Source organism: Metapseudomonas otitidis (genome assembly GCF_011397855.1).
Lineage (GTDB): Bacteria > Pseudomonadota > Gammaproteobacteria > Pseudomonadales > Pseudomonadaceae > Metapseudomonas > Metapseudomonas otitidis.
Map to the genome: position 1 here is coordinate 1,129,275 of NZ_AP022642.1, position 13,742 is coordinate 1,143,016.

A 13,742-nucleotide genomic window follows, 5' to 3' on the forward strand; every position below is an offset into this window, starting at 1 on the left:
ATTCGGTTGGCCGCCTGGGCGGCCGAGGTGCAGCGACAAGGGATGTGGACATGAATTGCTCTACCCGCTGAGCTACCCGTTGCCGGGGCGGGGCTCGAACCCGCGACACATGTAATGCCCGTTGCATTCGCTGCCGACCCTTGCGGGCCGTGGTGAAACAGGTGCGACGACAAAAGGTGGTGAAACGTTTTCGTGTTCTACCGTTGAACTACGGCCCCGCAGTATTGGAGCCGACGGGATTCGAACCCGCATCTCGACCGTTGGAGGGTGTAGTTCCACCGGCATTCGTCGCAAAACTCAAGGTGGCACGACAAGGGAAGGTGACTGTTCCGCGTTACCGCGGGCCGGAATCGAACCGGCTCAACCGATGTACAGCCACCTGCATTCGTGCCGCGCGCTACGGTGACAAAGGTGTGCAGGGACATCGGTGATGGAGTCCCGGCTGCATTCGCCGTCTCGCGCTTCAACGCGTTGCGGGCCCCACCCCATTGCGGGGCCCTTGTTCAGTTCCTATCGCTACAGCGCGGTCGCCTCGATCAGCTCGACCCAGTGCCGCGCGCCGTATTCGCCATTGGCGAACTGGGCGATCACATCGAATACCGCATCGCCGAAACCGCCGACGTTGAGGATGTCCTGCTGCTCCTGCGCCTGGGTGGTGCCGTAGGGCTGGATGTCGATGCAGACCATCTTCGCCTTCGGGTTCAGCCGCTTCAGCTGCTGCCACTGGAGCATGGTTTCGGTGGCGCCGCGCCGCTTGGCGTCGATCCAGGATTCGTTGTCCGAAACCAGGATCAGCGTGTCCACCTTGGCCTTCTCCTTCACCAACTGCGCCAGCGGTGCCGAGCAGTTGGTGCCACCGCCGCCGATTGAGGCCAGCTTCTGCGCGTTGCTCATCACGCTGTCACGCGGGTTGAGGCGCACGTCCACCACATGGTTCTCGAACGGCATCACCCGCGCCGCCGGCTGCTTGCGCAGCACCGCCGCCGCCATCAGGGCCGCCACGTCGATGCAGCGCACCGTGCTGGTGGCGCCCTGGCGGTAGCCGGTGGCCGGGCTCTGCATGGAGCCGGACACGTCCGGGCACACCACCACGTTGCCTGCCAGTGCCGGCACGTTGGCCAGCGACAGTTCCAGGGCGTCCTGCAGCGCCTCGCGCACCGGTCCCGGTACGTCGTTGCCGGCCATCGTGTAGGCGTTCAGCAACTGGTACGGGTAGACCCGTGACTTGGCCACCGCTTCCCGGTCCGCCAGCCGCGCGGCAACCGTGTAGGCCGCGCCGGGCAACTGGAACACACCTTGGCGCGCCAGGGTGTTGAGGTTCATCCGCAGGGCCTGCCAGCCCATGCGCTGTGCCTGTTCCAGCCATTGCGCGGCGCTCAGCTGACGGTCGCCCAGCAACTGGAAGGGCACGTCCGGCAGCTCGTCGCTGGCGCCGCTGCGGAAGGCCAGCAGGGCGCGGGTCAGCGGCGGCAGCGCGTCGGCATCCGCCGGCTTGCCGAGTACCCAGGCGAAGAAGGCTTCACGCCAGGCTTCGCTCGGTTTCGGGTGGACCATCTTCAGCACGTCCGCCAGGGACGGCTGGTTGCCGATCGCGGCCTGCAGCAGCTGGCGCTCGCTGGCGGTGTTCAGCCACGCCTGCACCAGGCGCTTGGGCTGCGTACCGAGCGATTTGCGACCGGTCACGCCGCTGCGCAGGATCTGCACCACGTTGCGCAGCATCTTGCCGTTGTCCACCACCTGGCCGAAAACCGCCGGCAGCAGGGAGGAGCGTTGCGCCGCCAGGGCGGCCACCAGCAGGGCCGGCATGTCCTTCATGTGGCCGGCACGGCGGGCGTACACGGCGGTCTTGGCCACGAAGGCCGCGTCCAGCTGGGCCACCAGGGCCAGCACCTCGGCCAGTTGCTCGGGGGCGTCGGCGTAGAAGGTCTGGTTCAGGCAACCGGTCATCGCCAGCTGGGCCAGCTTGTGCTTCGGTTGCAGGGCGTAGGCACCGGCCTTGCTGCGGTTGTAGGTATCCACCTGCGGCAGGCTGGCTGCCTGGGTGTTGAAGAGGGCGGTGTTGGCCATCGTGGCGTCTCGCTCTGTTGTCCTTTCGTTGACAGGGATATAGCGAGGCGCGTGCCAACTTCGTTTTTCGTGCCGAAAATATTTTTCAAGTCATTGATATTTAAGGTTTTTATTTTTATTCGAGATTTTCGGGTGCAGAATCTCAAGCCGACTGCTGCATGGTTTTCCTATTCCTGGATATACGAATTTATCTTTTTGGATAAACTTCCTCTCTTTCAATCGTTTTCGAGTCGCCAGCGGCAAATGCCGTGGCGGAGGAATGAACATGAGCCGCAAGACCGTTGCCATCGGCTTCGTTGGCGCAACCCTGGACCGCATGGGCAAGGGCGCCGACCGCTGGAACAAATGGCGCCCCACTGTGGGCCTGTGCCAGCAGCCGGACCTGCTGGTGGACCGGCTGGAGCTGATCCACGGCAGCGATGCCCGCGACCTGGGCCTGTCCCAGCGCATCAAGGGCGATGTGGAGCAGGTGTCGCCGCAGACCGAAGTGCGCCTGCACGAGATGCCGCTGCGCAACCCCTGGGACTTCGAGGAGGTGTATGGCGCGCTGCATGACTTCGTCAGCGCCTACCGCTTCGACACCGAGCACGAGGACTACCTGGTGCACATCACCACCGGCACCCACGTGGCGCAGATCTGCTGGTTCCTGCTTACCGAGGCGCGCTACCTGCCAGCGCGGCTGGTGCAGACCTCGCCGGGCCGGCGCCGAGACGAGGATCGCCACAACATCGGCACCCATTCGCTGATCGACCTCGACCTGTCCCGTTATGACCGCATCGCCTCGCGCTTCCAGCGCGAACAGCTGGAAGGGCTGGAGCTGCTGAAGTCGGGCATCGCCACGCGCAACCCGGCGTTCAACCGCAGCATCGAGCAGATCGAGCGGGTGGCGGTGCGCTCGCGGGCGCCGATGCTGCTGATCGGCCCCACCGGTGCGGGCAAGTCCTTCCTGGCGCGGCGGGTGTACGAACTCAAGCGGGCCAGGCACCAGGTGGCGGGGCGCTTCGTCGAGGTGAACTGCGCCACCCTGCGCGGCGACGGTGCCATGTCGGCGCTGTTCGGCCACCTCAAGGGCGCCTTCACCGGCGCGCAGAGCGCCCGTGACGGCCTGCTGCGGGCGGCGGACGGCGGCATGCTGTTCCTCGACGAGATCGGCGAGCTGGGCCTGGACGAGCAGGCCATGCTGCTCAAGGCCATCGAGGAAAAGCGCTTCTTCCCCATGGGCGCCGACCGCGAGGTGGAAAGCGACTTCCTGCTGATCGCCGGCACCCACCGCGACCTGCGCACGCGGGTGGCCGAGGGGCTGTTCCGCGAGGACCTGTTCGCCCGCATCAACCTCTGGACCTTCGAGCTGCCGGGCCTGGCGGGGCGCCGCGAGGACATCGAGCCGAACATCGACTTCGAGCTGGAACGCCACGCCCGCGACCTGGGGCGCCTGGTGCGCTTCAATCTGGAGGCGCGGCGTCGCTACCTGGCGTTCGCCTGTTCCGCCGAAGCGCGCTGGAGCGGCAACTTCCGCGAGCTGTCGGCGTCCATCACGCGCATGGCGACCCTGGCCGACAGCGGCCGCATCGACGAGGCGCTGGTGCAGGAGGAGATCGACCGGCTGCGCCGCGCCTGGGGCCATGAGTCCGGTCCGGACGATGGCCTGGCGGCGCTGCTGGGGGAGCGCCTGGCCGAGCTGGACCGCTTCGACCGCCTGCAACTGGCAGCGGTGGTGGCGGTGTGCCGCGAGGCGAGCAGCCTGTCCGAGGCCGGGCGGCTGCTCTACGACGTGTCGCGCCAGGCCAAGGCGCAACCCAATGACGCGGACCGGTTGCGCAAGTACCTGGGCAGGTTCGGCCTGGAGTGGAAGGACCTGGCGCGGTAGGGCGTGAAGGCGCGGGCTCACGGTGAGCGTGCCGATCCGGGCACAGCCGGTACCGGCGTGCTCGGCTATCCTGTCGGCCTTTTTCACCCGCCATGCAAGGACCGCCCATGAGCCTTCCCCTGTCCGTCGAGCAGTTGTGCGAGCGCTGCGCCGCCGGAGACGCCTTCGATTACCTGTACTTCTGGGGCCACACCTCGGCACCGGGCGCGCCGCTGGGCAAGGCCTGCTTCAGCCAGTGGTTCAAGTCGCCCTTCGTGCTGGAGGGCGTCCGCTATGCCACGGCGGAGCACTGGATGATGGCCGGCAAGGCACGCCTGTTCGGCGATGAGCGTGCACTGAAGGCCGTGCTCGCGGCGCGCACGCCGGCCGATGCCAAGGCCGTCGGGCGGGAGGTGCGCGGGTTCGACGAGGCCCGTTGGCTGGCCGCCCGCTTCGACCTGGTGGTGGCAGGCAACCAGGCCAAGTTCGAGCAGAACGCCGAGCTGCGCCGGGTGCTGCTGGCCACGGCCGGTCGGGTGCTGGTGGAAGCCAGCCCGGTGGACCCGGTGTGGGGCATCGGCCTGGCCGAGGCAGATGCGGCAGCCCGTACCCCGGCCACCTGGCGTGGGCTCAACCTGCTGGGCTTTGCGTTGATGGCGGTGCGCGAGCGCCTGGCGGTGGCGCAGCCGATGCAGGAGGTGTGCGAATGAACGCCTTCAGCGCGGAAGACCTCCAGCGCCTGGCCCGGCATGGCCTGGTGCTGTTCGGCGGGCGGCTGATCCACCAGGCGCAGCCGCCCGTCACCGACGAGCAACTGGCCGAGGTGGAGCGCCGCGTCGGCCGCCCGCTGCCGCCGGCCCTGGTGCGGCTGTGGCGCGTCGCCTATGGCGGCGTGCTGGATTACGACCTGCGGGTGGATTACCAGGGCCATATCCATCCCTATTCGCTGCGGGAGCTGTTCTACCCCGGTAGCGATGGCTACAACGACCTCTGGGGCTGGCTGGAGCACGAGCAGGAGTGGGCCCGGCAGATCGCCGAGGAGGAGGGCCGCGAGTGGGACGGGCGGCTGGACTTTCTGCCCATCGGCGGCTTCGAGTACCTGGAGCGGCTGTATGTCTGCGTCGAGCCCGGGGACTACTTCGGCCGCGTCTACGCCTGGAGCCAGGGCCTGCCGCCGGCCTGGGCGATGCGCCTGCACGAGGATGCCTTCGCCCGGGTGGCCGATGACCTGGAGGGGTTGTTCGCCCAGCTGGCCTACGAGCGCGACCCACTGGCGGAGGATGCCGACGGCTCCGGCCTGGAGCTGCTGGAGGCGCTGATCCCGCTGGAGGAAGGCGATGCTGCCGACCAGGCCTTGGCCGAGCGGGTGAAGGCCTGCCTGGGCGCCCTGGTGCTGGATTGGCAGGCGGCGCTGGACACTGGCTCCATCGCTGCACGACCCGACCTGCAGCGCCTGGCCCTGGAGCGGGCGGTGGAGGCCGACGACACGGCACTGCTGGAGCGGCTGGAGGCGTCAGGTGTTGAGCTTGGCCAACTGATCCGCGGCGGGGTCAACGGGCCGGTGTTCGCCCGCCTGCTCAAGCGGGACGCGGTCCAGGCCTGGTTCGCCGCGCGTGGCATCGCGGAGCGCCAGCGCGAGGACGCTCAGTAGTGGTACCAGCGCAGTTGCAGCATCACCTGGTTGTCGTCCCCGGCGAGGTGGCTGAACGAGCGCTCCGCTGACAGGCGCAGGCCCAGTTGCTGGCTCAGTTCCCACTGCTGGGCCAGTGACAGCCGGCGGCGCACCTCGCCGTTGTGGAAGTAGTCCCCGGCGGCTTCCAGGCTGAGGGTGCCGAGGCGGTTGTGCCAGAGCAGGCCGGTGTCGAAGCCGCCCGCGCCGGCGACGAAGGCGGCGAAGTCCGGGTTGTGTTCCACGCGGGCCGTGGCCAGTGCGTAGTAGAGGGCATCGTCCCCCAGTTGCCAGGTGGCCCCGGCGCCGCCGTTGAGGTGGCTCACCAGGGTTTCGTCGCCGTCCTTCCCGGGCACCCGCTCCAGGCCGCCGGCGACCTGCCAGGACCAGGGCTGCAGCAGGGCGGTGCGGGGTGTCAGCGAGCGGATGGTGGCGAAGTCCAGTTGCTGCAGTTGCCAGTGGTTTTCCTCGTACTGGCGCAGCTTGAGCTGGAGGATTTCGATCTGGGCCCCGAGGGGGAAGCCCGCCAGGTTGTCCTGCAGGTCGTGGTAGGCCATGCGCAGGCCGTACTCGGCGTAGGCGCGGTCTTCGCGGCTGCCCAGGCCCAGTTGCCAGGTGCGCGAGTCGTGGCCGTCCTCGGGCAGTGCCGGGCGTTCCACGTCGAGGGCGGGCGGCGGGTTGCGGTTGATCGCCTGCAGCAGCTGGAAGCCACGCTGTGCGCGGTCCTTGTCGCGCTCTTCGCCGGCACTGCGGTAGCGGTCCAGGCGGAAGGCGGCATCCTGCACCAGCGCCCGGCGCGGGGCCGGCAGGGCCTGGAACTCGGGGGCCTGCAGCAGCGAGGCGTCGTCGGCCAGGCGCAGGGCCCACTGCTGTTCCACGGGCTCCAACGGTTCGGCACGGACGGCCAGCTCCCGCTCGCGGGAGGGGCGGAAGTCGATGCGGTCCACCAGCCCTGCATTTTTCACCGCGCGCACGGTGTCGGTGGGGATGGCGGTGAGGGGGAACTGCTCGGTCAGCTCGGTGCCGGGGCGGGCGATCTCCAGCAGCTCCAGCAGGCGGTAGGAGCAGTTCTCGTCGAAGAAGAAGTAGTCGAAGCGCACCTGCTTCAGTTCCCAGACGTGCTCGACCATGCGCCCGGTCTCCTCGGGGCTGAGGTTGAGCCGGTACTCCCACAGGTCGCGGTTCTCCAGGCGGCTGTATTCCTTGAGCTTGTCGCGGTAGGGGACCAGGGCGAAGAGCCCGGGGTAGCCGCCCATCAGGCCTTTCCAGGCGTAGAGGATGCTGTTGTCGGCGCCTTCGATGAAGGCACCGAAGTTGAGCGCGTAGCTGAGCAGTGCGGTGTTGTTCTCGTCCACGTCGCTCTGGTCGATGCGCAGCAGGGTGTGGCCGAACATCGAGGAGGGGCTGTTGAGGTAGGCCGCCGGGAACACCAGCACGGTGCTGTGGGGGTTGATGTCCTGGAACCACTGGCGGTATTCGCTGCACGCCGGGGCGGGCAGGTCACGCAGGTCCAGCTGTTCGCGCAGCCAGCGGGTGCGGGCGGGGTAGACGCACTGAGGGTGGCGGTCGCCGAGGGCCGGGTCCTGGTACAGCGCCTGGACGGTGGCGCCGAGTTCCGCTTCCGGGCTGTGTGCGCCCTCGGGTGAAAGGAAGAAGCGCCCGTCGTCGACGTAGCTGCGCCAGCCGCCGAGCTTGCCGCGTTCGTAGTGGCCGAGGGCGATCCAGTAGGGGTCGTTGGCCAGGCGCTGCAGTGTCTCCACGGGGATGGGCGTGGCGGCCAGCAGGGCATTGCAGGTGAGCAGCAGCGGGAGAAGGAGGATCCGTTTCAACGGGCGGCTCGCTTTGCCTGGGGAAGGGGGCGAGCTTTCGTGAAGGGCGGGGCGGGTGTCAAGCAAGGTCAGGCGAGGGATTTTCGCAAGCCGTGACGGGGCTCGCCGCCACACGCGGAACGCCTTGCCACGCGCTTCCGGCGAGCGCCAGAATGCGGCCATCTCCCGCGTCGCCCACAAGGATTCCCGATGCCCGCTCCATTCGCTGCTTCCCTTCGCCTGGCTCCTGAGGCGCTCACCCGCTGCTTCGACGCCGGCCAGTTCTCCTTCACCACCACCGACGACCTCGAGCCCTTCCGTGGCGTGCTCGGCCAGGAGCGCGCGGTGGAGGCCCTGCAATTCGGCGTGGCGATGCCCCGCGCCGGCTACAACGTCTACGTCATGGGCGAGCCGGGCACCGGCCGCTTCTCCTTCGTGCAGCGCTACCTCAAGGCCGAGGGCAAGCGCCTGGCGACCCCGGAGGACTGGGTCTACGTCAACCATTTCGACGAGCCCCGCGAGCCCCGTGCGCTGCGCCTGCCGCCGGGCGAGGCGAACGCCTTCATCGCCGACATCGGCCAGCTTGTGGATAACCTGCTGGCCACCTTCCCGGCAGTGTTCGAGACGCCCACCTTCCAGCAGAAGAAGAGCGCCATCGACCGCGGCTTCAACCAGCGCTATGACCGCGCGCTGGACGTGATCGAGCGCCTGGCCCTGGAGAAGGACGTGGCGCTGTACCGCGATGCATCGAACATCGCCTTCACCCCGATGAAGGACGGCAAGGCGCTGGACGAGGCGGACTTCGCCCAGTTGCCGGAAGCCGAGCGCGAGCGCTTCCACGATGACATCGCGCTGCTGGAGGAGCGCCTCAACGAGGAACTGGCCAGCCTGCCGCAATGGAAGCGCGAGTCGAGCAACCAGCTGCGCCAGCTCAACGAGGAGACCATCACCCAGGCGCTGCAGCCGCTCTTGGCGCCGCTCTCGGAGAAGTACGCGGAGAACGCCGGTGTGGTGGCTTATCTGCAGGCAATGCAGGTGAACCTGCTGAAGACCGTGGTCGACCAGTTGCTGGACGACAAGCCGGACGTGCAGCGCCGCGAGATGCTGGAGGAGCAGTACTGCCCCAGCCTGGTGGTGGGGCACCCCGATGGCAGCGGGGCGCCGGTGGTGTTCGAGCCGCACCCGACCTACGACAACCTGTTCGGTCGCATCGAGTACGGCACCGACCAGGGCGCGCTCTACACCAGCTACCGCCAGCTGCGCCCGGGTGCACTGCACCGCGCCAACGGCGGGTTCCTGGTGCTGGAGGCGGAGAAGATGCTCAGCGAGCCCTTCGTCTGGGATGCGCTGAAGCGCGCGCTGCATTCGCGCCAGCTGAAGATGGAGTCGCCGCTGGCCGAGCTGGGCCGCCTGGCCACCGTGACCCTGACGCCCCAGGTGATTCCGCTGCAGGTGAAGGTGGTGATCATCGGGTCGCGCCAGTTGTATTACACGCTGCAGGACCTGGACCCGGACTTCCAGGAGATGTTCCGGGTACTGGTGGACTTCGATGAAGAGATCGACTTCAACGAGGAGACCCTGGAACAGTTCGCCCAGTTGCTGAAGACCCGTACTGCCGAGGAAGGCATGGCGCCGCTCAGCGCGGATGCCGTGGCGCGCCTGGCGACCTACAGCGTGCGCCTGGCGGAGAACCAGCGGCGGTTGTCGGCGAAGATCGGCGACCTGTTCCAGTTGCACAGCGAGGCGGACTTCCTGCGTCAGCTGGCCGGTGAGCCGGTGACCAACGCCGAACACGTGGAGCGGGCGCTGAAGGCCAAGGCCACACGCACCGGCCGGGTGTCGGCGCGCATCCTCGACGACATGCTGGCCGGCACCATCCTGATCGACACCGAGGGCGCGGCCGTGGGCAAGTGCAACGGCCTCACCGTGCTGGAGGTAGGGGACTCGGCGTTCGGCGTGCCGGCGCGGATCTCCGCCACCGTCTACCCCGGCGGTTCGGGCATCGTCGACATCGAGCGCGAGGTCAACCTGGGCCAGCCGATCCACTCCAAGGGGGTGATGATCCTCACCGGCTACCTGGGCAGCCGCTACGCCCAGGAGTTTCCCCTGGAGATTTCCGCGAGCATCGCGCTGGAGCAGTCCTACGGCTATGTGGACGGCGACAGCGCCTCCCTGGGCGAGGCCTGCACGCTGATCTCGGCGCTGTCGCGTACGCCGCTTAAGCAGTGCTTCGCCATCACCGGTTCGATCAACCAGTTCGGCGAGGTGCAGGCCGTGGGCGGGGTGAACGAGAAGATCGAAGGCTTCTTCCGCCTGTGCGAGGCCCGGGGGCTGACGGGTGAGCAGGGGGTGATCATTCCCCACGCCAACGTCACTAACCTGATGCTCGACGAGCGGGTGGTGCAGGCCGTGCGCAAGGGCCAGTTCCATGTCTACGCCGTGCGCCAGGCCGACGAGGCCCTGAGCCTGCTGGTGGGCGAGCCGGCCGGTGCGCCGGACGAGAAGGGCCGCTTCCCGGCGGGCAGCATCAATGCACGCGTGGTGGCCCGCCTGCGGGAGATCGCCGAGATGGGCATGGAGGAAGAGGAGAAGGCCCCCGTCAAGGACGCGGAGGCTGTTGCTGCTGCCGTCGCTGCCGAGAAGGCGCCGGAGCCCGCCAAGCCGAAGCGCAAGGCGCCCACCCGGAAGGCACCTGCGGCCGACGCTGGCAAGGCGTCGGAATGATCTGACAGACGGTTTGATGCCGTGCCAGGGAGGGCGCGGCTGGTCAGGCTTCGAGCAAGGCCCCGCAGCACAGGCGGGGCGGCGCTTCGGCGGTTTTGCCGACATTCATTCCACAGGGTTATCCACAGAAGGCGTGGATAAGAATTCCTCGCTTTCCCAGGTTTTTGGGGTGTAGGCTGGGCGCCAGGTCCACGCGAGGAATGTCGTCATGTCCCGCACCCTCTGCCTTACCCGTCAATGCCTGGGGCTGGTCACCCGTATCGAATGCGTGATCCTGCCGCTGGCCGGTGACAACGGTCTGTGGACCCTCATCTGTGCGGCCGGCATTTCCGGCACCCAACCGTCCGCCATTCGCGCCCAGGGCCCATTCCATGGGCCTTTCGTCGCCGAGTCGGTGATGGCGAGCATCGCGGATTGCCTGGGCGAGCTGGGCTACTGCCCCTGCGAGGAACCCATGACCTGGCGCCTGCACCAGCAGGCGGAGCTGCGTCGCCTGAACCAGACGCGAGGGCGCATGCTGGGGAATTGCCTGTCACGCCCCGACAGTTGATGGCGGTTTTTCGAGCATCCGTTGCAAGGCCGCAGGCGCAGGCGGCGGCAGCGATCCTTGCAGTGCTCATGCACAGGGTTATCCACAGCTTTCGGGGATATTTCCGGGCGTTTCATTCTGTTTTTCTGTAGGAAAGTGCTCGCTATACTCGCCGCCATTTCCACCCCTTCTGCGAGGCTTCATGGAACGCTTTTTGGAAAACTCGATGTACGCGGCGCGCTGGCTGCTGGCGCCCATCTACTTCGGCCTGTCGCTGGCGCTGCTGGCGCTGGCGCTGAAGTTCTTCCAGGAGATCTACCACGTCATTCCCCACGTCTTCGAGAAGACCGAGGGTGAGCTGATCCTGGTGCTGCTCTCGCTGATCGACATGTCCCTGGTGGGCGGCCTGCTGGTGATGGTGATGTTCTCCGGCTACGAGAACTTCGTGTCGCAACTGGACATCGACGAGAACAAGGAGAAGCTCAGCTGGCTGGGCAAGATGGACTCCGGTTCGCTGAAGATGAAGGTGGCGGCGTCCATCGTGGCGATCTCGTCCATCCACCTGCTGCGGGTCTTCATGGATGCGCAGAACATCGATAACGACAAGATCCTCTGGTACGTGGTGGTGCACATGACCTTCGTGGTCTCGGCGTTCGCCATGGGCTACCTGGACAAGATGAGCAAGAGCAGCCACTGAACCTTGCTGCAACGGCCGCCCGCCCGCCTTCCAGGCCGGCGGGCGGTTTCGTTTCCGGGGTAGGGCGGTGCGGGGGGCTGTGCTAGTCTGGCCGACCTTTTTTCCCTGTGCGGAGCCCGGCCATGTCCGAACTCGATCTTTCCAGTGATGAATCCCGCGTCAGCTACGGCATTGGCCGCCAGTTGGGTGACCAGATCCGTGACAACCCTCCGCCCGGCGTGAGCATCGATGCGGTGGTCGCCGGCCTGCGCGACGCCTTTGCCGGCCAGGAAAGCCGCGTCGACGCGGCCGACCTGAACGCGGCGTTCCGGGTCATCCGCGAGCGCATGCAGGCCCAGGCCCAGGCCAAGGCTGAAGCGGCGGCTGGCGAAGGCCGTGCCTACCTGGCGGAGAACGCCAAGCGTGAAGGCGTGACCGTGCTGCCGTCCGGCCTGCAGTTCGAGGTGCTGGTGGCAGGCGAGGGCGCCAAGCCGTCGGCCGAAGACACCGTGCGCACCCACTACCACGGCACGCTGATCGACGGCACCGTGTTCGACAGCTCCTACAACCGTGGCGAGCCGGCCGAGTTCCCGGTGGGTGGTGTGATCCCGGGCTGGGTCGAGGCCCTGCAACTGATGAATGCCGGCAGCAAGTGGCGCCTGCACGTGCCCAGCGAGCTGGCCTATGGCGCGCAGGGCGTGGGCAGCATCCCGCCCCACAGCGTGCTGGTGTTCGACGTGGAGCTGCTGGCGATCCTCTGATCCCGCAAAGAGCGATGCCCGGGCTGGCCGTCCTGGCCCGCCCGGGCACCTGCGGGGCCTTTCCGGCCCCGTTTGCAGGCGAGCGCCCCGGGGCGCCCGCTTGCGGGTGGCGCGTCCTGCACCACCCGGATCTCCGTCATGCCAGGTGGGCGTCCTGTTGCGGCCTCAAGGCCCGCGCGTAGCAGAACAGGAAGAGGTTGCGCACCAGTTCCTTGAGCACCAGCGGCTCGCTGGAATTCAACCCGGCAAGGTCGAGGTCGCCCTGGTCACGCAGTTCGTCGAGTGCTTCTTCTTCCAGCACGGCGCAGATTTCCCCGGTTTCACGGTGGAGGATGCGCAGGTAGGGGTGGGGGCGATCCAGCCAGGCATCGATCAGGTAGGTCATGGCTCATCTCCTTGAAAAGCTGTGAGATGAGAATAATTCCTATTATCAAAATAGCAAGGGTCTATCGGTGCCTTTCGTCGCCAGCCGTTTCCTGCGGGCATGAAAAAGCCCGCCATGTGAGGCGGGCTTCCCTGTGAGCGCTTTGGCTCAGTGTGTGCGGGCGACGGCGAACTGCGTCAGCTCGATCATGGCGTCGCGGTGCTCGCTGGGCGGCAGGGCGTCCAGGCAGGCAATGGCGCGCTCGGCATAGTCGCGGGCGAGGCGGGCGGTGTAGTCGAGGGCGCCGGCGGCTTCCACGGCTTCGCGGATGCCTTCCAGGTCTTGGCTGCCGCCTTGCTGGATGGCCTTGCGGACCAGTGCGGCCTGCTCGGGGCTGCCGTCACGCATGGTGACGATCAGCGGCAGGGTCGGCTTGCCTTCGGCGAGGTCGTCGCCGACGTTCTTGCCGAGGGTGGCGGCGTCGCCACGGTAGTCGAGCAGGTCGTCCACCAGTTGGAAGGCGATGCCCAGGTAGTCACCGAAGGTCCGCAGGGCTTCGGCCTGGGCTTCGCTGGCGCCGGCGAGTACGGCGGCACTGTGGGTGGAGGCCTCGAAGAGCATCGCGGTCTTGCCGCGGATGACTTCCATATAGGTCTCTTCGGTGGTGCTGGCGTCGCGGATCTTCGACAGCTGCAGCACTTCACCTTCGGCGATGACGCGAGTGGCCTGGGAAATGATGCGCATCACCGGCATGGAGCCCAGCTCGACCATCATTTCGAAGGAGCGCGCGTAGAGGAAGTCGCCCACCAGCACGCTCGGCGCGTTGCCCCACAGGGCATTGGCAGTGGAGCGGCCGCGACGCAGGCCCGAGGCATCGACGACGTCATCGTGCAGCAGGGTGGAGGTGTGCAGGAATTCGATGGTGGCGGCCAGCAGGCGCAGCTGGTCGCCGCCGAATCCGAGGGCATTGCCGCTGAGCAGGACCAGCAGCGGGCGCAGGCGCTTGCCGCCGGCGGAGACGATGTAGTCGCCGATTTTCTCGACCAGGGGTACGCGGGAGGTGAGTTGCCGACGGATGATGTCGTCGACTGCGGTAAAATCGTCCGCCACCACGCGGTAGAAGGCCTGGGGTTGCATCAGCGAGGGGTGCTCCTTTGAGAATGCGCGGCATGCTAGGGGGCGGGTAGGGGGCTGTCAAGGCAAGCCCCGCCGGTGCTTGCGCGGCTTTTGCGGCTTGCGTACAATCGCGGCCCCTGAACTTCCTTGGGCATTTCCCTGCCTTACGCAATTGCACGGGT

At 67.3% G+C, this 13,742-nt stretch carries 11 protein-coding genes; 7 read left to right on the plus strand and 4 right to left on the minus strand.

Features of this window, described 5'->3' with window-relative positions:
• Positions 1-516 precede the first annotated feature (516 nt).
• The gene (locus tag PotMrB4_RS05315) at positions 517-2,067 is read right to left on the minus strand and encodes a vWA domain-containing protein (protein ID WP_172432713.1); all 1,551 of its coding nucleotides are present in this window, start codon (positions 2,065-2,067) and stop codon (positions 517-519) included.
• Between the two features lie 265 nt (positions 2,068-2,332).
• On the opposite strand from PotMrB4_RS05315, the gene rtcR reads away from it, so the two are divergent.
• From rtcR to PotMrB4_RS05330, 3 genes are all read left to right on the plus strand, one after another.
• Positions 2,333-3,934, plus strand: coding sequence for an RNA repair transcriptional activator RtcR (gene rtcR / locus PotMrB4_RS05320; protein ID WP_172432714.1), 1,602 nt, complete (start codon positions 2,333-2,335; stop codon positions 3,932-3,934).
• Between the two features lie 107 nt (positions 3,935-4,041).
• A complete protein-coding gene (locus PotMrB4_RS05325) occupies positions 4,042-4,623 on the plus strand; it encodes an NADAR family protein (protein ID WP_172432715.1) in 582 nt (193 codons plus the stop codon).
• Positions 4,620-5,564: an SMI1/KNR4 family protein gene (locus PotMrB4_RS05330; RefSeq protein ID WP_172432716.1), complete on the plus strand. Its 945-nt coding sequence runs from the start codon at positions 4,620-4,622 to the stop codon at positions 5,562-5,564. The genes PotMrB4_RS05325 and PotMrB4_RS05330 overlap by 4 nt, the downstream gene beginning before the upstream one ends.
• Here PotMrB4_RS05330 and PotMrB4_RS05335 read toward each other — a convergent pair.
• Positions 5,558-7,411 carry an Lnb N-terminal periplasmic domain-containing protein gene (locus PotMrB4_RS05335; protein ID WP_172432717.1) on the minus strand — a complete coding sequence of 618 codons (1,854 nt, stop codon included), beginning with the start codon at positions 7,409-7,411 and terminating at the stop codon, positions 5,558-5,560. The genes PotMrB4_RS05330 and PotMrB4_RS05335 overlap by 7 nt on opposite strands.
• Before the next feature lie 189 nt (positions 7,412-7,600).
• Between PotMrB4_RS05335 and PotMrB4_RS05340 the strand changes: the two genes are divergently transcribed.
• The 4 genes from PotMrB4_RS05340 (at position 7,601) to PotMrB4_RS05355 (ending at position 12,080) form a co-directional block, all read left to right on the plus strand.
• Positions 7,601-10,114 (plus strand): Lon protease family protein, encoded by a 2,514-nt coding sequence (locus PotMrB4_RS05340; RefSeq protein WP_172432718.1) that lies wholly within the window; start codon positions 7,601-7,603, stop codon positions 10,112-10,114.
• A 208-nt stretch (positions 10,115-10,322) separates the two neighbouring features.
• Positions 10,323-10,664, plus strand: a complete 342-nt coding sequence (locus PotMrB4_RS05345) for a PA4575 family protein (protein WP_172432719.1) — start codon at positions 10,323-10,325, stop codon at positions 10,662-10,664.
• Positions 10,665-10,845: 181 nt separating this feature from the next.
• The gene (locus PotMrB4_RS05350; protein WP_044410420.1) at positions 10,846-11,340 is read left to right on the plus strand and encodes a TIGR00645 family protein; all 495 of its coding nucleotides are present in this window, start codon (positions 10,846-10,848) and stop codon (positions 11,338-11,340) included.
• Positions 11,341-11,462: 122 nt separating this feature from the next.
• A complete protein-coding gene (locus PotMrB4_RS05355; protein WP_044410417.1) occupies positions 11,463-12,080 on the plus strand; it encodes an FKBP-type peptidyl-prolyl cis-trans isomerase in 618 nt (205 codons plus the stop codon).
• A gap of 136 nt (positions 12,081-12,216) precedes the next feature.
• Here PotMrB4_RS05355 and PotMrB4_RS05360 read toward each other — a convergent pair whose 3' ends face one another.
• On the minus strand, positions 12,217-12,465 hold the full coding sequence (locus PotMrB4_RS05360) for a PA4570 family protein (RefSeq protein WP_044410414.1): 249 nt from the start codon (positions 12,463-12,465) through the stop codon (positions 12,217-12,219).
• A 147-nt stretch (positions 12,466-12,612) separates the two neighbouring features.
• Positions 12,613-13,581, minus strand: coding sequence for a polyprenyl synthetase family protein (locus tag PotMrB4_RS05365; RefSeq protein WP_074972986.1), 969 nt, complete (start codon positions 13,579-13,581; stop codon positions 12,613-12,615).
• Positions 13,582-13,742 lie beyond the last annotated feature (161 nt).

Coding starts and splice junctions, on each gene's coding strand:
- rtcR (WP_172432714.1), top strand. CDS start 2,333: ATGAGCCGCAAGACCGTTGCCATCGGCTTCGTTGGCGCAACCCTGGAC.
- PotMrB4_RS05315 (WP_172432713.1), bottom strand. CDS start 2,067: ATGGCCAACACCGCCCTCTTCAACACCCAGGCAGCCAGCCTGCCGCAG.
- PotMrB4_RS05345 (WP_172432719.1), top strand. CDS start 10,323: ATGTCCCGCACCCTCTGCCTTACCCGTCAATGCCTGGGGCTGGTCACC.
- PotMrB4_RS05325 (WP_172432715.1), top strand. CDS start 4,042: ATGAGCCTTCCCCTGTCCGTCGAGCAGTTGTGCGAGCGCTGCGCCGCC.
- PotMrB4_RS05350 (WP_044410420.1), top strand. CDS start 10,846: ATGGAACGCTTTTTGGAAAACTCGATGTACGCGGCGCGCTGGCTGCTG.
- PotMrB4_RS05355 (WP_044410417.1), top strand. CDS start 11,463: ATGTCCGAACTCGATCTTTCCAGTGATGAATCCCGCGTCAGCTACGGC.
- PotMrB4_RS05340 (WP_172432718.1), top strand. CDS start 7,601: ATGCCCGCTCCATTCGCTGCTTCCCTTCGCCTGGCTCCTGAGGCGCTC.
- PotMrB4_RS05365 (WP_074972986.1), bottom strand. CDS start 13,581: ATGCAACCCCAGGCCTTCTACCGCGTGGTGGCGGACGATTTTACCGCA.
- PotMrB4_RS05360 (WP_044410414.1), bottom strand. CDS start 12,465: ATGACCTACCTGATCGATGCCTGGCTGGATCGCCCCCACCCCTACCTG.
- PotMrB4_RS05330 (WP_172432716.1), top strand. CDS start 4,620: ATGAACGCCTTCAGCGCGGAAGACCTCCAGCGCCTGGCCCGGCATGGC.